Here is a 17533-nt window from a genome sequence, read left to right as displayed (position 1 = left end):
ACTCGATATTGCACGCCTGGCGAAGGTCTCCACGACCACCGTCTCGCGTGTCCTCCATAACAAGCCGGATGTCGACCCGGCGACGCGCGAGCGCATCCTACGCATTGTTGAGGAGCAAGGTTTCGTGCCCAGCATCACTGCTGCCGGTCTAGCCGCTGGGCGCAATCCCCTGATCAGCGTACTGGTGCCAGCTCTGACCTGGCCATTGATCCCCGAACTGCTGTTGAGTGTGGCGTCTGTTGTCGAGAGCACCTCTTATGAGATGGTGCTCTACAGCATCAGCAGCTCCAACCACGAGCGAGACTGTGGCAAGATCATCGACCGTATTCTCGCCACGCGGCTGACCGCCGGGCTGCTGGCCGTCTTCCCGGGCCAATCCAGCCAGCACCTGACACGGCTGCGTCGCCAGGGCTTTCCGGTTGTGCTTATTGATGACCAGAGTCCGCCGCCGGAGGGCATTCCCTGGATTGGGGCCGACAATCGGCGCGGTGCCTACGAAGCCACGCGCCACCTGATCGAGCTGGGTCATCGGCGCATCGCTCACATCCAGGGGCCGCTCAAATACTGCGTTTCCCACGAGCGCTATCAGGGCTACTGTGACGCGCTCCAGGAGGCGGGCCTGGAAGTTGACCCCTCACTTGTTCTGGAGGGCGATTTTATGCCCGCGGGCGGTCAGCGCTGTGCCCTTGCTCTCCTTTCGCGCCCCGCCAGCGAGCGGCCCACAGCGATCTTTGCCGCCAGTGACTACATGGCCTATGGCGTGATCGCCGCTGCCGAAACGCTCGGTCTGCGTATCCCCCAAGATCTGGCCCTGGTCGGCTTCGACGACAATCCAGCTTCGGCCCATGTGCGGCCCGCCCTGACGACAGTGCGTCAGCCAGTACACGCGATGGGCGAGCAGGCCATCAAACTGCTCTTGGAGATGATCGAGCAGGAGCAAATGCCGCGACGCCGACGGCAGACCCTACCTGCTACAGCCGAGGAGTCGCCGCGTGAGGCGCCGCGCATTGTTCTGCCCACCAGCCTTGTGATCCGCGAGTCTTGCGGCGCCCTGCAGCGCCATCCCTCTGCGCTGCTCCCAGAGATCTAGCTAGCCGCTTACTCGCTCGTGCCTATTGTGTTCCTCTTATCCTGTCTGGTCTGTGTCGGCGCTTGCTGTCATCTCGGCTCTCTTGCAGCAACCTCTTGCCCGCAGGCGGCGCCGACCGGACCAGCTTACACCCTCCTCCTGCGGAATCAGTCCCGCCCTTCGGCCTGGCACCGACAACTCTCTTCTCGATCGCCTGGCCCGCTCTTCCTCGCCGTCCTTTTTCTCGATCTGCTGTCACTTGACCCCCCCGACCGCGCCCGGTAAGATTCTTCTCGAAGAGAACCACAACCCCCGGCAGGACGTGTTTTCTGTTAGAGAAGCGTTTTCCAATGGCTGAAGGGAAGCAACCTTCCCGCAATACCGGGGAGCAGAAACGATAAGGAAGGCCCGATGAATACACCTTTTGTCTTCGGCTGGCAGCAGCTTTTGCTTTTCGCCATCGCACTCCTTGGCCTGGCCCTGCTTATCTACGCCATCCACGGCGTGGTCCGTGGCGAGAAGGTCTACTACCGTCAAAAGCATCCCTATCGCAGCGAGAAAGAAGCCTGGGAGCACGGCTGGTATGACCATCCTCACCGACGCTTTTTTCGCTATCGGCGGCGCTATCGCGTGGGCCACGGTCTTGGGGGACTGGTTCTATTGTTGTTCGCAATCTTGCTGCTTTGGCTGACTTCGCTGATGCAGACTTATATTGGACTGACCGGCGACATCAAGGTGGCCCAGGTTCGGGCTCATCCTGTTGCTAATATGCCCCACACCATGAATGTCGAGCTGATTCTCTATGGCCAGGATGGCAGCCAGCTTTCGGATAACTTCTACATTGTGGCCGGCGATGAGTGGATGCTCCAGGGCGACATCGTTAAGTACCCGGCCTGGCTGAATGTCCTGGGCCTTCATTCGGGTTACAAGCTGACGCGCCTGGAGGGGCGTTTCGACGATCCCAACCTGGAGGCGAATGCCAAGCACACGGTCGTGGTTCTGAACGGGGGCGATGATAACTTCTTCCAGACGATGCGCAATCAGCAGGGCAGCTGGCTCTCAAATTTCGTGGAGGCCTCTTACGGCAATGCCGTTTTCAATCCAGCTGATGGTAGCTACGATGTCTTTGTCTCCCAAACTGGCCTGTGGGCGAAACGCACGTCCTCTTAGTTGAGTTGGAGCGAGCAGGCTGAGCCAGGAGAGCGCCGCGACGAGAGGGTGCCCGGCGTCGATGCTGGTCGTTTGTCCCCGAGATTTTACCACCGCCGCCGCGCTCCCCATCCCGATCGCGCCCGTTCGCCCACCGTCCTCGTGTCAGCTCCGGCGAGAGAGGGAGAGCACCAGGTCGCGGGTTGTTTGCCAGGCCGATGAATGGGGATCGATGAGGGCAAAGTGATCGACGCCGGGCAGCTCGACAAGCGTGGTCTGATCACCCACAGCACGGGCGCGAGCTGCATAATCGCGGCTGATCTCTACAGGTACACGATCATCTGCCGTTCCATGAATCAAGATCTGGGGGACGCCGAGCGGAAGCAGAGCCGCCGGCGAGGCCAGGTGATAGCGCTCCGGCACTTCATCGGGGCCGCCTCCCAGCAACTCAGCCACGGCGTCACGTCCCAGATGGCGCCGCCAGCCGGCCTCTAGATCGATTACCCCCGCCAGACTAACTGCGCCCCGCAAGGGCAAGGCTCCCTCACTGGCAAACAGCTCTCTTTCAGGACCGCTCGCCCGCTGCAGGAGCAGAGGCCGCGCCGCCAGCCAGAGAGCAAGATGCCCTCCCGCGGAATGACCAACAGAGACGAGCCGTTCGAGGTCAAGATGATAGCTCCCCGCCACCTGCCGCAGGGCATCAACGGCCTGGGCGACGTCCTGCAGCGTGCCAGGCCAGCCTCCTCCGTCGTCGCCCAGGCGGCGGTACTCGATGTTCCAGGTGGCCAGACCGTGGGCCGTCAGATCCTCGGCCAGCCCGTGCATGAGAGAGAGATCATAAGGATTGCGCCAGAAGCCGCCATGAATCAGCACCGCCACGGCATGAGGTCCTGGAGCAGACGGCAGGCGCAGTTCGCCAAAGTGCAGGGGCAAAGGGCCATAGCTCAGGCGCATCACTGGCGCTCCAGCGCTGGATGGGTCCATTGCTGCTTCCTCCCGCTTGCAAGATGAAGGCAGCCCCCAATTGGGACCGCGCACTTTCTCAGGATAACAGACGAACTGGCCTGGAGACAAGCCGAGCGTTCCTGGCCGGATAAAGCCGCTCCCTCAGCTCCACAAGCCAGGACCTATGAGACAAAATGAGGAGCTATCCACTTGTCGCAGATAGCTCCTCAGCCGGGATGGATACCCGGACGACACTGATGATGAAGGGCCGTGGCGCCACTCCCCGGCCTCTTGTCCTTGCCTTTAGGACACCTCCGTCGTCAACCTGGATTCGCCCAGGGCCGCCTGCCTGGCACGACGGGCCGCCATTGCTTCGGCATAGCGCACCGGATCAGGCGTGTCCGGGCGCAGTGAGCGCGTGGCACGGACTACAAAATGGGCCTCGACATCCTCCGTCTGGAACATCTCTTTGGCATAGGCAATGGCGTCTTCCTGGCTGAATTCCTTGCAGGAGCAGATATCTATATCAACCTCGCCGTACTCGGGCCAGGCGTGCAGGCTAATATGGCTCTGGGCAATGATCACAAAGCCGGACATGCCGGAGTCGAGCGGATTCGGCGTCTCGATGTCGTAGAGGTGCACCGGACTGACCTTCTCCATCCCCACCCGAGCCGGGAATTCGTCCAGCACGCGCCTGAGCAGCGGCTCACTGATCAAGAGTTCCCGTTTGCAGCCGTACAACTCCAGCATTAAATGCACAAGCATCGGGCTACTCCTCCTGTAGACGTCAAAAGTATGAAATCTGCGAGTCTTCACTCCTACTCGGCCCAGACTGCCAGGTTAGCGACTCGCTGCAATCAATTCAAGTGCCGTTTTGAGCACAGGTGATATTATACGGTAGCAGGTCAACGGAACCACAAGGCGACTGCTGTCGCAGCCCAGCCAACTGGCTCTCTCCCCTCGGAAGAGGGAACTCAGAGCCGACGCTGAACCAGAAATGCATCCAGCTCCCGGATGATGACTAAGGGGAGCCGCATCATTGGCCTGCCTCCTCATCTGAACGAGTAATCGAACACCATCGTTACAGTATCACTACGGTTGAGCTTAAGCTGCTCTTCATCCACAAGCAAGCGTGCCTCGATCGCTGGTCAGCGCAGCCTCCCAGCAGGGATCAGCCGGGGAGACATGGGCAGACATCTTCCCCAGAGCAAGCGAATGGAAAGAGATCAGCTCAGCAGTTTGGGGAGGAATGGCGGGCGCTGCATGGGAAAAGGATCAACCGGGGCGCAGAAGCCCAGAGCCACCGCTCCCCAGCGCTCAACAAGCCTGGCGACGAGAGAGCCACTTTGCACCCGCCAGCCACGCAGCGCGCCGGTCGCGAAGGGGCTTGCGTAGAGGGAGCCAGGCCCTGCTGGCAGGACAGGTTACCAGCAAGTGGACCACCTTGGTCCAGTGGGCGCAGTTGATCGTTGCGCTTGTGCGTCGCTCAGACTCAGGCTTGGCAATCCGCCAGGCGGTCATCGCGGTAGAGAGCGGCCTCTTCAGGTCACGCCCACTATCCCGTGGGCCGCCCAGCTGCGGTAGTAGAAGATTCAGTTGCTGTACCAGGAGGAAGCTGGTCATCGGCTCCTGGTCAAAGACCCGCGCCTTAAGCACCAACGGTCCACTCCTTAAGGCCGTGTGGATCTGGCGCTTCCTGATCACGATCAGGCCAGAGACCGAGGCAGGCCAGACCTTGCTACTGACGCAGGAACTCCGCTGCGGCACCCTTCGAGCTGGCCAGACCTTGATGGTGAGGTCGCGGGCTTCCTCCTGTATCGCCGCTCTCAGCGGCTGAGGGAACGCGGGGTAAGCAATGGCGTCGTTCCTATTGAGGATGAGCTGCTGTCGCTGTATGTCTGTGCCACGTGCCGCGCTTGCTACAAAGAAACGTGCTGCCTCCTGCCAGCACGCAATATGATCAGCTTCAGCGAAGTGGTGGTCACTTGCTACTGCGCTGCCTGCCTCTAACTGCCGCCGCCAACAAGGAGGCAGATGAGGACTACACCACCGATCGGTGTGGAAGAGACGTTCTTCCGACTGCTCAGATTGCTCGGATTGCTCAGACTGTCCGGCTTCCTGGGTCGCTGTACGATAACCGTGCTGGGTCTGCTGCCGACAATGTGGACTCTGCTGGGCCATAGCTGATAGTACTGCCAATCCTTTCCTTCCTGGTCGGGTAGGTAGTGGTGCCGGACTCCGGCAAGCCTGACTTTCAAGCAGGCACACATGTAAATAACTTGCTCTTTTCGAGCCAGGCACGGGGGCCTGGCAAAGTGAGCGCCGCAGAAAGTGCTCCTGCCCTCTTGCTCTTTCTGCCAATGCATCCGGCCAGGTAATGATCCAGCACGCGACTGACGCTTGAGCGTGCCTGGCCGGCTTATTCAATCATCGCGCGCCGGATCTCAATGATCTGATCGCGCAGCTCAGCGGCTTTTTCAAATTCCAGCTGCTTGGCAGCGGCGCGCATCTGAGCCTCCAGATTCTTAATCAGACGCAGGGCTTCCTCCTTGGGAATACCTGCCAGGGCTACGGCAGCCTTCTGCTCCTGATGACCCTCATCGGCCCCCGCCGCACTCATGGCTTTGATACGCTCCGAGAGCGTTTTAACCCCTTTCTTAATACCACGCGGGGTTATTCCATGCTGCTCGTTATAGGCCATCTGCAAGCGACGTCGGCGGTTCGTCTCATCAATGGCCCGCCGCATGGAGCCAGTGATCGTATCCGCATACATAATGACCGTGCCCTCGACATGGCGCGCGGCTCGCCCGATCATCTGAATAAGCGAGCCTTCCGAGCGCAGGAAACCCTCTTTATCCGCGTCCAGAATCGCCACCAGTGAGACCTCCGGCAGGTCCAGACCCTCGCGCAAGAGGTTGATGCCCACCACCACGTCATAAACACCCAGACGCAGATCGCGCAGAATGTCGACTCGCTCGATGGTGTCGATCTCCGAGTGCAGATAATGGACTTTGATGTTTAGCTCCTGCAGATAGTCGGCCAGATCCTCGGCCATTTTCTTGGTCAGGGTTGTGACCAGGGCGCGCTGCCCTTTCTCGACCCGCTTGCGAATCTCAGCCACCAGATCATCGATCTGGCCCCGGGTCGGACGCACCAAGATCTCGGGATCAACCAGGCCCGTCGGGCGAATGATCTGTTCGACGACTGCCTCGCTGTGCTCATATTCATAGGGGCCAGGCGTGGCCGATACAAAGATCGCCTGGTTGATCTGGCGCTCAAATTCGGCGAAGGTCAGCGGGCGATTATCGAGAGCCGAGGGCAGGCGGAAGCCGTAGTCCACCAGTACCTGCTTGCGCGAGCGATCGCCCTCGTACATGCCGCGTACCTGGGGCAGGGCAATATGCGACTCATCGACCACCAGCAGAAAGTCATCGGGCATGTAATCGAGCAGCGTCCAGGGCGGCTCACCCGGGGCACGTCCTGAGAGGTGTCGCGAATAGTTCTCGATACCCGAGCAGATGCCGGTCTCGCGCAGCATCTCAATGTCGAAATTCGTCCGCTGCTTCAGACGGGCCGCCTCCAGCAGCTTCCCCTGGGCCTCCAGTTCGGCCAGGCGCTCCTGCAGCTCGGCCTGGATCGATTCGATGGCATGGTTGAGGCGCTCGCGTGTCGTGACCCAGTGCTTGGCTGGATAGATGTCCAGGCGCTGCCTCCTTCCCAGCACTTCGCCAGTCAACGGATCGATCTCCGTCATGCGCTCAATCTCATCGCCAAAGAACTCAACCCGCACCGCCACGTCCTCATAGGCCGGAAAGATCTCCAGCACATCTCCACGAACACGAAAACGCCCCCGAGTAAAGTTGGTGTCGTTGCGCTCATACTGAATCTCGGTGAGATGACGCAAGATTTTATCACGCCGCCGCTCCTCACCAACGCGCAGCGTGAGTACTACCTCACCGTATTCTTCCGGGCTGCCCAGGCCGTAGATGCAGGAAACTGAGGCCACGATCAGAACATCGCGCCTCTCAAAGAGGCTCCTGGTTGCTGAGAGACGGAGCTTCTCTATCTCTTCGTTGAGAAGACTCTCTTTCTCTACATAGGTATCGGTGCGTGGAATATAAGCCTCTGGCTGATAGTAATCGTAGTAAGAAACAAAGTACTCTACTGCATTATTTGGAAAGAATTCCTTGAACTCGCTGTAGAGCTGCGCTGCTAGGGTTTTATTGGGGGCCAGCACTAATGTTGGTCGCTGCACCTGCTCGATAACCTTGGCTATCGTATAGGTCTTGCCACTGCCAGTGACTCCGAGCAGCGTCTGCATGCGATAACCTTTTTTGAGGCCCTCGACGAGAGCCGCTATGGCCTGCGGTTGATCACCGGTTGGTGTGAATGGTGACTCTACTTTGAACTCAGGCACAGGTCTTGACCCCCTCATGTCTCTTAGCGCTTGCCTACTGATACTTGTCTACGTCCTCTGCGTTGATGGTGGCTTGGGCCTACGGTCGAGTCTCCGAAAGTCCTCACCATTATATCATCTTCTCTCCCCAGTAGCGACCCTTTCTTTCGCCTGGCCGCCCGGCGCTTGCCATTCAGGAAGCCCGGACAGGTACGGACATGGGACTCTGGGGCAGGGTTGAGTTACACTGTCTTTACGAGGCGTTATGCTACAATGGTAGCGAGAGGCTTGGGGGAGAAGCCCCCGCCTTTGTCACTACGCCAAGCCCAGAGAGAGTACCCACCCAAGGAGTCTTTGGTTATGGCGCAGGATTCGCCATTGTCGTCTTGCCCCCGCTGTGGCGCCCCGGCGAGACCCGGCCAGCGTTTCTGCCCTAGCTGTGGCCTGAGCGCGGACGAGGCTTTCTCTTACCTGAGCGCACAGCCACCGCAGCCTGTATCTGGGCAGCAGACACCAGCGGCGCCCGCCGTGGCAGCGCGTCCGCTCGCCAGACGGCTTCCACGGCAGCGCTGGCTGCTCCCCGTCTTGCTCGCCCTTGTGCTCCTCGTTGTCCTCGGCTACATCGTCGCTGGCTTCGTCGGTCTGCCCGTGCCAGGTTTCCAGAGCCACGCACAGGGACCGGTGACGACGCTGACGCTGAATACGACGGTGACTTATGCTAGCGCTCGCCTGACGATCCAGAGCGTTCAACAGGCGCAGACCTTCGCCGATGATGCCCAAGCTACGGCAGACGGGATGCTGCGTATCTCCTTGCATGAGGAGAATCCGACAGCCAGCCCAATCGTGTATAATCTTTACCAGTGTGCCCATCTGCTTGTGCCCGGGAAAGGTGCGCAGGCCCCGTTGCTTGTGACTGCCAATGGCCCGCTTGCTCCCCAGGCGAGCCGCAACAATCTGCTGGACTTTGCCGCCTCACTGAATGTCCCCCTCAGCAAGCTCATTTTGCGTCTGGGCACGGACAATGAGGCTCAGATGGATATCCCTCTGACGAGTAAGCCGGATCTCTCACGCTATGCTCCCCGCAGCGTGCAGTTGAATACGCAACTGCAGTACTTCGGACTGAACTGGACCGTTACCAGAGCAATGCTGGTCTGGAGCACTGAGGGCCAGCAGGCCCCACGAGGCAAGGTCTTCTTGATCCTGACGCTGACGGTTGAGAACACGCTGGCCCAGACGGCGATCCCCGGCTCCCCGTACGATTATATCCGTCTCCAGACAGCGAAGGGTGACAGAATTGCCCCTAGCTATAGCACCTTGCCCGTGGCCTTTGCCCAGGGAGCTCATGGCCAGGGTGGTACGGTCACTTTTAGTGTTCCTCAGCAGGATCAGCAATTCACTCTGATAATGGGCCAGTCCGGCAGCGGCATGCAGAGCGCCAGCACGACTATTCACCTGACATCCTAGCCTTGCATCCCCCTCCGTCCAGATAGGTCGCCACTGGCAGGTAGTTCGTCCATCACTACCGCGGGTCAAAGGCGAGCCAACACACAGCAAAGAGCAGAGGCGAGGAGAACCAGCCGTTGAGCTGGTCAGAAGGACGTGTCCCTGGAAGGAGATCCCCCCTTCCAGGGACAGCAGCAGTTGTGTTCCACAGGAGCAGCGAAAAGCAGCGGTTTCTGACTCGCGCCGGCGCTTAGTCCAGCAGGAAGCTACCCATCAGCTCACGCCTGAGGGCCGCCTTGCTTTCTTCGTCGAGGGCCGTAGGTGTAGGGCCTGCAGGTCCGCCTTGAGTCAGTCTTTGCTCAGATGGATGTTCTGCGCTCTGGGGTTCGGTTGATCCAGGTTCAGTACCAGAGCTGGCAAAGGCCCCGAGCGGCCCTGTGGCAGCGGAGGCAAATTCATCAAACAACATTTCTTCGAGATACGAAGGGGAGAGTCGTGGCCCCTCCAGGGCTGGAGCCTGGGCCAGAGGCAGGGACTGGGCCATCTGCTGGGCCTCCAGCGGCCCGATCGAGGCCCTGATCTGCGCGATTTTTCCAGGGCGCTCCTCCGCCGGCGTTACTTCTTGCTGGTCCTGCCTCCCAGGGCGCTCTTCTTGCCGCTCTGACACCGGCTGGTAGGAAGGCGGCATGGCTATGTATTCAGGCTGCGCAGCGACTGCTGGCGCAGGCGCAGTAACCTGCCGCTCTACTTCCCCCATTACAGACAGGGGATAGCGCACCCCCAGAATCTCTACAAAAATTCCTCGCCCCTCGCGTAGATCCTGCAGCTGCTGGCGCAGTTCGCGATTCTCTCTCTCAAGCTCTTCTAATAGACGCTGTTGGGCATAGATTGCTTCTAGAAGACGATCAAAGGTATCGCCACTTATTGTCATCGTATTCAGTTTCTCCTCTCCAGTTGCAGACCTGACGATCCGATCAGCCACGACCAACCGCTGCCCGCGAACTCTGGAGACAGACAAGATAGAGACGGAGCATACCCTCTTGACCTGCTCTCCACTCTCCAGCGTGAGACACCTGCCGCTCTCTTGCCTCGTCCAGGCGCTAATCCGACCACCTCACACCGATACACCACCAGCTAGATGCGCCTGTCACCAGGTCTGTCCGACCAGTGAAACAGCGTGATTACCCGAGAAACATTTCTTTGGCTTAGAACGGTTGAGCGGCAGCGAAGTAACAATGGTCGCGCTCTGGCCACTGGCCCAGAGTGAGGCGTTTTCCCCTTGCCCCGGGTTAAGATTGCATGTTACAGTTATAGCCGGAACAACCGACGCGCCGGCTCAGGTGCCTCTCCCTCCCCCATTAGGGGTAACCCAAAAAGGGGGTGGCCCAATCCAAGATCCTCTGAGCTCAGCTAAGGACTCTACAATGCAGGAATCGGTGACACAGGCAGCAACAACAGACCAGTCGCAGGAGCATCAGTCGGGCCGTGGCCGCCTCGGCCCGCTGCTTTGCTGGGCAGTCGTCTTCGCCGACATCGGCACTTCAGTGTACTATACGCCCGGCATTCTCTACGTTACCGTGGGGAAACTGGCCGGGTTCTTTGTCCTCCTCACAACGTTTGTCTTCATACTGCTCACGCTCAAGTACGCTGAGGTCTCGGCACGCTTCCCCCAGGGCGGCGGTGTTGTCAGTGTGGCAGCCCACGCTCTCAATCCCTGGTTCGGCGCCCTGGGCGGTATGTTTATCCTGGTGGACTACTTCTTGACGGCAGCTCTGAGCTGTCTCTCGGGCATCTTCTATTTCAGCGTCGTCTTCCCAGCCCTGGGACCCAACGCTCTCTGGATTACCATCGCTGTCCTGACTCTTCTGGGCATTCTTAACTGGATCGGTATCACCGAAAGCGCCACGGTGAGCTTGATCGGCGCCTTGATCGCCTTTGTCAGCGATCTGGCCATTCTCATCACAGTTTTTAGCCACATCTCACTCGCTGAGGCCCTCCATCTCTTCGAAAGCATGTTCGCCGGCAATGCCGTGACTCCGGTCAAGCTGCTGGTCGGCTTCGGAGGGGCCTTCCTGGCTTTCTCGGGCCTGGAGAGCATCTCTCAGCTGTCGCCGGTCATGAAGACACCTCGCAAAAAGGTCGCTGGCCTGGCTCTGCTGCTGGTCGTCGTTACGATCGGCCTCACCAGTCCCCTGCTCACGACTTTCTCGACGCTCCTGCAACCCCAGGAGGCAAGTGACCCCCTCAAGAACAGCCAGCTTGTCTCGCTGCTGGCCGGCCATTGGGGTAATATCTGGCTCCAAAGTGAGGTGGCGATCAGCGCCAGCGCTTTGCTGGTCTTTGCCAGCAATACGGCGATCATCGGCGCTTACCATGTGTTTATGGCCCTCTCGCGCATGGAGTTCCTGCCCTCCTTCGTGCTCAAGCGGAACCGCCTGCGCGGCACTCCCCACTATTCGATTGCTCTGGCGACTGGCGTTCCGATCATAGTCTTGCTGCTCGTTCACGGCCAGTTAGATTTGCTCGGTGATATGTACGCCTTTGGCCTGCTGGGGGCTTTTTCGTTGACCTGCCTGGGCCTGGATGTCGTGCGCTGGCGCGAGCGACACACAGCTCAGAATCGGGCTGCCGCCCTGGCGGAGCTGCGAGAGAGCCAGCAGAATGGTCACGCGCCCACAAAGGCAGACCTGGCGCTCACCGCCGACAGTGGCCCGGCCCTCAACGGCCACCACGAGCCTCAAACCTCGCGGCGATCCACTCAGGGCGAGATCGTGGAGAGCGCCGAGCGTTCATACGAGGGCTGGCGTGGCCTCTGGTACACAATCGATTTCTATCTGGGGGTCCTTACCACTTTCCTGGTGACGCTGGCCTGGTCAATTAACCTGGTGGCAAAGCCGCTGGCTACGGCCTTCGGCGGCTCGGTCGCTTTATTGGGCATGGGGGTGGCTTTCTATAACTATCGCAGCCACCGCCTGATGGGTCGCTTGCCTGTGCCAGTGACAACGATCGAGGACCATCTCCACGGCTCCATTCTGGCAGTGCTAACAGCCAATAATCCTCATAATGAGGATGTGATCCGTACGGCACTCCAGAGCGCCGACGGGCGCCCGGTGGTCTTCCTCTACGTTGGCGAGCCACGCGTGGCCCGAACGCCACGCCTCTTCGAGGTAGTCGATCCCTACCTGGAGGATGAACAGGCCAAGGAACTCTTCGGGAAAGCCGAAAGCCAGGCTCGCCGCGCTAAAATCAGCACCCGCCGCTATGTCTATCGTCCCTATGAGCCGGGAACGATCGCCCGCGTTTGGCAGATCGTTCACCCTCACGATACGATTGTCCCCGCCGACGAGGTGCCCAGGATTGAGGATATTAACCCCGATCGCATTAGCTACGAGATCACTCCAGGTGGCGGAATGCAGGTGGCGCATATGGTGAAGCGCTGGTAATCTAATCTGAGAAGGTCGGCAGGCGCTCAGCAGGTGCGCCGTCGATTTGGCCAATCCCAAGCGGTCAGCTCAATAGCATTGAGCAGAGCTATGCCCGCTCGTAGAGGAGCAGGTTCCAGGCACTGGCGAAGCTGCTTATGCCTGCCCGGGCCGGGCCGGACCGGCGACTCGTGCGATTCGCTGTCTGTCCTGGTCAGGACCGCGGTTTCCGCCGTGGTACAATAAAGGTTGTGAACTCTCTCTAGCTGAGCTACGCTTACAGATCCTGTTTACCAACGTATTTGTCGCTGTTGATGGAGGAAGGAGCAACACGTATGAACGAGCGCATTCGCGAGATTCTGAGCTGGTACGCCGGCGAGAACCCCGGCGTCTTAACGAACCTGGCCCGTATTCTGAATCATGGCCGCCTGGGAGGAACTGGTAAGCTGGTGATCTTGCCAGTCGATCAGGGCTTTGAGCATGGTCCGGCGCGGAGCTTCGCGCCGAACCCGGCTGGCTATGATCCCCGCTACCATTTCCAGCTGGCTATCGAGGCAGGCTGCAATGCCTACGCCGCCCCGCTGGGCTTCCTGGAGGCCGGCGCCGCAGAGTTCGCCGGTGAGATCCCACTCATTCTGAAGTGCAACAACCACGACCTGCTCTATGAGTCGCGTGATCCTCTGCCAGCTTTGACCTCTAGCGTCGAGGACGCTCTGCGCCTCGGTTGCTCGGCGATCGGCTTTACGATCTACCCCGGCTCGGCTGCTCGCGACACGATGTACGAGGAGCTACGTGAGCTGACTCGCCAGGCCAAGGCCCACGGCCTGGCTGTGGTCGTCTGGTCCTATCCCCGCGGCAGTGGCCTGAGCAAGGAGGGCGAGACGGCCATCGACGTGGTGGCCTATGCGGTGCACATCGCCGCCGAGCTCGGCGCGAACATTATTAAGGTGAAGCTCCCCACCGAGAAGATTGAAAAGCCAGAGGCGCAAAAGGTTTATCAGAAGTATGAAATTCCAATTGCTACCCTGGCCGATCGCGTGCGCCATGTGGTGCAGAGCGCCTTTAATGGCCGGCGCATTGTGATCTTCTCGGGCGGGCCGGCAGCTGCCGACGAGCAGGTCTTTGAGGAAGTGCGCGCCATCCGCGATGGCGGCGGTTTCGGCTCGATCATTGGACGCAATTCCTTCCAGCGCCGCAAGGACGAGGCTCTGCGCTTCCTGAACACAGTGATGGGCATCTACGAGGGATCTATCCGCTAAGCTCAGCTGCTCTTGTAAGGAGCACGATGGGTGAGGGCCGCCACAGCGGTCCTGTCTGAAGACGCAGGGCTGGTCGCCTGGTTTGGGGTTGACCAGCCCTTGGCTGTGTTCATGCACTGGCATAGGCAGCACGCCGGCTCGCTCTAGCGCTCTACCTGTCCATGCTGCCTCTCTTCTCGCAGGACGCAGGACGGCTTGCTCCGTCTCAAGCCACTCAAGCCAGCGCAGATCCGTGGCCTCTCCTGCTCTTTTTCTCTCCCTCGCCTGAACCGTCTCCGTCGACGACTGCTTCGCATTGATCGCCTTGCTAGCGCGCTCCCCGAACTTGCTTGATGGCGAGGGTGCCAATAGCAAAGTAGAGCGTAGTCACGGCAAAGAGGACCGTGTAGCCGAGATGATTGGGCAGGCTCTGTAGCAGCTGGAGGATGACGCCCCCGATGGCCGTCCCAATGACCTGGGGCAGAATGCCCATCATTGACCAGAAGCCCATAAATTTACCGGCTTCATTGGTTGGCGGCAGAACATCGGTGGTCAGGGCCCAGTCGACGCTCGTGTAGGCCCCGAAGCCAATGCCAAAGATGAGAGCCGCAACAAAGGCTCCGTATTGGGTCTGAAAGAAGATAAAGACAAGACAGACGATGGCCATCATCGTCCCAGAGAGATAGACCAGTCCTTTTCGGCCCCAGTGGTCCGAGGCCCAGCCGCCGACGATCGAGGTCAGCAGAGCCGTGAGCAAGAGAGCCGGTTGAAAGACGAGGCCGTTGAAAAACTCGCCCGAGAAGGGCGTATTGTAGATGATGGTCCGTACCCCCGGTCCCCCCAGTACGTTGTCAAAGTAGTATTGCAGGAAATAGTAGACGGTCCAGATCCCCATCATAACAAGCAACCTGGCAAGGAGAACCCAGGCCATGTCGGGATAGTGGAGGGGATTGAAGAGGAAGCGACGGATAAAGCGTCTGAAGCTGAAGCGCTCCTGACCCGTCATGGGAAGGGGCGTCTCTTTGACGGTGAGGACCGTGTAGGCAACAAAGATGATCTGGACGGCGGCAATGAGGAGGAAGATCTGGACGATCTCTTGACGGTAGACCGGGAGAGGATCGTGCTTGTTGACAATGGCTCCGGCAACGAGCGAGCCGACGGCAGTTCCAAGCAGCGAGAGCAGTCCATTGAAGCCGGCAGCGAGGCCGCGCTGGCTCTGGGGGACTTTGTCAGCGATAATAGCACTCCAGGGGGAATTGGCGACGTTGTTGGTGATCTGGAGAAGGATGAAGAGGGCGGCGAAAAGCGCGAGCAAGGCCGTAGAGCTGGCCCAGCCGGGGGCGAAGGCAAAAGCCACCAGGACGATGATATTGAAGACGGTGCCGATGATCATGAAGGGACGCCGTCGCCCCAAACGAAAGGTGGCATAGTCGGAGATGGCTCCGACCAGCGGGTTGACAATCACGGCGACGATTGTCCCCCAGAGAACGACGGTGGTGAGGTTGATGGCCTCCTGGCTGACTGGCAGGAATTTGGCCACCATGCTGGGAATGACGATGGCCAGCAGCGCCTGCCAGTGGAAGTTGTTGGCAAACCAGAAGACGTTGATGTTGATGTGTTCGAGGAGCGACACTCGACGGCTAGGAAGCTCCGCAGTCGCTGCGGCGCTCATGGCTACTTCGCCTGAGTCTTTGCCGATTTCCATGAGGTTTCTCCCCCTCTCTTCTCTTGGCTTCGGCTGCCATACTTGGCCGGCCTGGGGGTCGCGCGCGGCGTGGCTTGACCTGGCCTGGCTTGGATTCGACCTCCGGTCTGGCTGACGGCGCAGACGAGGAGGAGAGGACAGCTCATCTGCGCTTCCAACGCTGGCAGCGCTACCTTACCTCTCGCTCTGCCTGTGCTTATAGCAAGACTGTACCCGTTCCTCTGCGCATCTGTCAAGTCTTGGCTCGCTATGCTCTCTTATGCCCGCATTTGATCCCGGCTACCAGGTACTTGACGCCCCGCTCTCTGGCTGGCATCCTTTTTCTGTATGGAGCAAGAAGATCCAGGTGAAGATTGCCAGCGGCGGCCTCTCTAAGATGACGTCCCGCGGCTCGGCTGCGATATGATATCTGCTGACCTGGTGACCGCCGCTCTTGCTTGCTCCAGTGCGGCTGACAAGGAAGGTTATCCTGATGCGCTTCCCTCCCTTCGAGCGACGACGCAGCGCGCCCTGGCGTATTTTTGCTGCTTGTCTGACGCTGCTGATTCTGACGGTGCAATACACGAACTACAGCCCGCTGATCCCTGAGCTGCGGGCCACGCTGCAGATCAGCGCTGGCGAAGTCGGCCTTTTTTCGACTCTGCTCTTTCTCGGCCTCACCCTGGCTTACCTGCCAGCAGGGGTGTTGATCGATCGCTACGGCGCTCGTCCAGTACTGCTGGCCTCGACGTTGCTGGCAACCTGTGGGGCCTTGCTGCTGCCTCTTGTTCCGCATTTCGGCTGGCTGTTGGCCATGCGGCTCTTGACTGGATTGGGGATCGGCGGAGCTTTCGTGGCGGGCGCCAGTGTGGCGGCAGGTAGCGGTCGCCTGGCGGCCCTGGCCCAGGGCCTCTACGGCGGCTCAACCCAGGTGGGGGCCGGCTTGGGCCTGCTCTTGACCCCCTATCTCGCCCGGCTGCTCGGCTGGCGTGGAGCTTTCTTTTGCTGGGGCCTCCCCGGCCTGCTCGGCGCGCTGATCTGGCTCCTGGTAGACGTTGAGGAGCAGCATCCGCTGCGCCAGGGGGGACTGAGGCACGGACTACGCTCGGGAGCCGTCTGGAGCCTGGGACTGGCGCATATGGGGACGTTTGGTTTGGGGAATGCCATCGCTACCTGGATCGCACTCTACCTGGTGCAGCTGGATCACCTGCCCCTGGCCCTGGCAGCGACCTGTGGCTCGCTGGCTCTGCTGAGCGGGATGCTTTTCCGCCCGTTGGGTGGCTTGATCCTTGGGCGGCGCTGGCTGGGCAGCATCACCCTGGTCCGTCTGATGGCCTTATTCTGCTGCGCAGGCATCATCTGCCTGGCCTTGCCCTGGCATAGCGCCCCTCTGAGCTGGATCGGGATCACTTTGACGGCGATTGGCTCTAGCGCTCCTTACGCGGCCATTTTTAATGAGGCCGCTTCTCTGCGCAGCGTCGGCAAAGGCGTGGCCCAGAGCCTGGTAAGCGTGATCTCTTCGCCTACCTTGATTATGGGTCCACCTCTGATCGGCTTCTTGCTCGATCAAACGGCCAGCTACAGCGATGCTTTCGGGATTATGCTGCTCTTTAGTGCCGTGGCTAGTGTGGCTGCGCTGGTCGCCGGACCGGCCATTGCCCGCGAGCACTGGGGAGCATACTATACTGTGGCTGATCCCTTACAATCTACGGCTACCACCTCGGGTGAGCCTTCCCCTTCCACTCGCAGCGAATGACTGGCTGCAGATCTGTGGCTGCTGGGTCTCAACTTCAGCCCGCACTCGCGATGACAGTCCTTCTGAGAAAAGTACTTGACAAATGGCAAAGGGTAGGGTATGATAGTTGCCGTCAGCAGTTCAGCGCCTGCTGACCTGAGTGCATCACTTACATGGCGCATTCGTCTAGCGGTCTAGGACACCGCCCTCTCAAGGCGGAGATCACGGGTTCAAATCCCGTATGCGCTACCCTTTCTCGCCCGAGGCCCGCTGGCCAGCTGCGCCTCGGGCCTTTTGTTTGTGCCCTCCCACCCCCCTCTCCTCTTCTCGGCCACCTGATCTAGCCTGGCCGCTAGCTCAGGCTTCCTCAGCCATGCACACACGCTGGGACGCCCCGGCAGCGAGAAGACCCGAGCCGCGGTCTCAGCGCTCAGCAAGCCAACCGCTGGCCT

Annotated in this window: 12 protein-coding genes and 1 tRNA gene; 8 read left to right on the top strand and 5 right to left on the bottom strand. The window is 59.9% G+C overall.

Annotation, left to right across the window (positions count from 1 at the left end):
• Together IRZ31_RS01025 and IRZ31_RS01020 are read left to right on the top strand one after the other, a co-directional pair.
• Positions 1–1090 (top strand): LacI family DNA-binding transcriptional regulator (locus IRZ31_RS01025; protein ID WP_297148587.1); only part of this gene is annotated, 1090 nt, incomplete at its 5' end.
• A 390-nt stretch (positions 1091–1480) separates the two neighbouring features.
• Positions 1481–2239: a hypothetical protein gene (locus IRZ31_RS01020; RefSeq protein WP_112427189.1), complete on the top strand. Its 759-nt coding sequence runs from the start codon at positions 1481–1483 to the stop codon at positions 2237–2239.
• Positions 2240–2383: 144 nt separating this feature from the next.
• Here IRZ31_RS01020 and IRZ31_RS01015 read toward each other — a convergent pair whose 3' ends face one another.
• On the bottom strand, positions 2384–3202 hold the full coding sequence (locus IRZ31_RS01015) for an alpha/beta hydrolase (protein ID WP_297148584.1): 819 nt from the start codon (positions 3200–3202) through the stop codon (positions 2384–2386).
• Between the two features lie 264 nt (positions 3203–3466).
• Positions 3467–3928, bottom strand: coding sequence for an S-adenosylmethionine decarboxylase (locus tag IRZ31_RS01010; protein ID WP_297148583.1), 462 nt, complete (start codon positions 3926–3928; stop codon positions 3467–3469).
• A gap of 1269 nt (positions 3929–5197) precedes the next feature.
• Between IRZ31_RS01010 and IRZ31_RS01005 the strand changes: the two genes are divergently transcribed.
• Positions 5198–5350: a hypothetical protein gene (locus IRZ31_RS01005; RefSeq protein WP_297148580.1), complete on the top strand. Its 153-nt coding sequence runs from the start codon at positions 5198–5200 to the stop codon at positions 5348–5350.
• Positions 5351–5582: 232 nt separating this feature from the next.
• On the opposite strand, the gene uvrB is transcribed toward IRZ31_RS01005, so the two are convergent.
• Positions 5583–7580 carry an excinuclease ABC subunit UvrB gene (gene uvrB / locus IRZ31_RS01000; RefSeq protein WP_297148577.1) on the bottom strand — a complete coding sequence of 666 codons (1998 nt, stop codon included), beginning with the start codon at positions 7578–7580 and terminating at the stop codon, positions 5583–5585.
• 339 nt (positions 7581–7919) lie between these two features.
• On the opposite strand from uvrB, the gene IRZ31_RS00995 reads away from it, so the two are divergent.
• Positions 7920–9023 carry a zinc ribbon domain-containing protein gene (locus IRZ31_RS00995; protein WP_297148575.1) on the top strand — a complete coding sequence of 368 codons (1104 nt, stop codon included), beginning with the start codon at positions 7920–7922 and terminating at the stop codon, positions 9021–9023.
• Positions 9024–9252: 229 nt separating this feature from the next.
• On the opposite strand, the gene IRZ31_RS00990 is transcribed toward IRZ31_RS00995, so the two are convergent.
• Positions 9253–9933 (bottom strand): hypothetical protein, encoded by a 681-nt coding sequence (locus IRZ31_RS00990; RefSeq protein ID WP_297148574.1) that lies wholly within the window; start codon positions 9931–9933, stop codon positions 9253–9255.
• A 493-nt stretch (positions 9934–10426) separates the two neighbouring features.
• On the opposite strand from IRZ31_RS00990, the gene IRZ31_RS00985 reads away from it, so the two are divergent.
• Positions 10427–12445, top strand: coding sequence for an APC family permease (locus tag IRZ31_RS00985; RefSeq protein WP_297148572.1), 2019 nt, complete (start codon positions 10427–10429; stop codon positions 12443–12445).
• Between the two features lie 314 nt (positions 12446–12759).
• A complete protein-coding gene (locus tag IRZ31_RS00980; protein WP_297148570.1) occupies positions 12760–13683 on the top strand; it encodes a class I fructose-bisphosphate aldolase in 924 nt (307 codons plus the stop codon).
• Between the two features lie 307 nt (positions 13684–13990).
• On the opposite strand, the gene IRZ31_RS00975 is transcribed toward IRZ31_RS00980, so the two are convergent.
• Entirely contained in the window at positions 13991–15367 is a 1377-nt protein-coding gene (locus IRZ31_RS00975) for an MFS transporter (RefSeq protein ID WP_297148568.1), read from the bottom strand.
• 472 nt (positions 15368–15839) lie between these two features.
• Between IRZ31_RS00975 and IRZ31_RS00970 the strand changes: the two genes are divergently transcribed.
• Both IRZ31_RS00970 and IRZ31_RS00965 read left to right on the top strand, forming a co-directional pair.
• Positions 15840–17102, top strand: a complete 1263-nt coding sequence (locus tag IRZ31_RS00970; RefSeq protein WP_297148565.1) for an MFS transporter — start codon at positions 15840–15842, stop codon at positions 17100–17102.
• Between the two features lie 154 nt (positions 17103–17256).
• Positions 17257–17330, top strand: a tRNA-Glu gene (locus tag IRZ31_RS00965).
• Positions 17331–17533 lie beyond the last annotated feature (203 nt).

The organism is Thermogemmatispora sp. (genome assembly GCF_019683635.1).
GTDB lineage: Bacteria > Chloroflexota > Ktedonobacteria > Ktedonobacterales > Ktedonobacteraceae > Thermogemmatispora.
The sequence above is the reverse complement of the archived record's forward strand: the minus strand, read 5'-3'. Positions and strand labels throughout refer to the sequence as shown.

What these genes read in the sequence shown, in the direction of transcription:
- IRZ31_RS01020 (WP_112427189.1), top strand. Translation starts at nt 1,481, where the DNA reads ATGAATACACCTTTTGTCTTCGGCTGGCAGCAGCTTTTGCTTTTCGCC.
- IRZ31_RS01015 (WP_297148584.1), bottom strand. Translation starts at nt 3,202, where the DNA reads ATGGACCCATCCAGCGCTGGAGCGCCAGTGATGCGCCTGAGCTATGGC.
- IRZ31_RS01010 (WP_297148583.1), bottom strand. Translation starts at nt 3,928, where the DNA reads ATGCTTGTGCATTTAATGCTGGAGTTGTACGGCTGCAAACGGGAACTC.
- IRZ31_RS01005 (WP_297148580.1), top strand. Translation starts at nt 5,198, where the DNA reads ATGAGGACTACACCACCGATCGGTGTGGAAGAGACGTTCTTCCGACTG.
- IRZ31_RS00995 (WP_297148575.1), top strand. Translation starts at nt 7,920, where the DNA reads ATGGCGCAGGATTCGCCATTGTCGTCTTGCCCCCGCTGTGGCGCCCCG.
- IRZ31_RS00990 (WP_297148574.1), bottom strand. Translation starts at nt 9,933, where the DNA reads ATGACAATAAGTGGCGATACCTTTGATCGTCTTCTAGAAGCAATCTAT.
- IRZ31_RS00985 (WP_297148572.1), top strand. Translation starts at nt 10,427, where the DNA reads ATGCAGGAATCGGTGACACAGGCAGCAACAACAGACCAGTCGCAGGAG.
- IRZ31_RS00980 (WP_297148570.1), top strand. Translation starts at nt 12,760, where the DNA reads ATGAACGAGCGCATTCGCGAGATTCTGAGCTGGTACGCCGGCGAGAAC.
- IRZ31_RS00975 (WP_297148568.1), bottom strand. Translation starts at nt 15,367, where the DNA reads ATGGAAATCGGCAAAGACTCAGGCGAAGTAGCCATGAGCGCCGCAGCG.
- IRZ31_RS00970 (WP_297148565.1), top strand. Translation starts at nt 15,840, where the DNA reads ATGCGCTTCCCTCCCTTCGAGCGACGACGCAGCGCGCCCTGGCGTATT.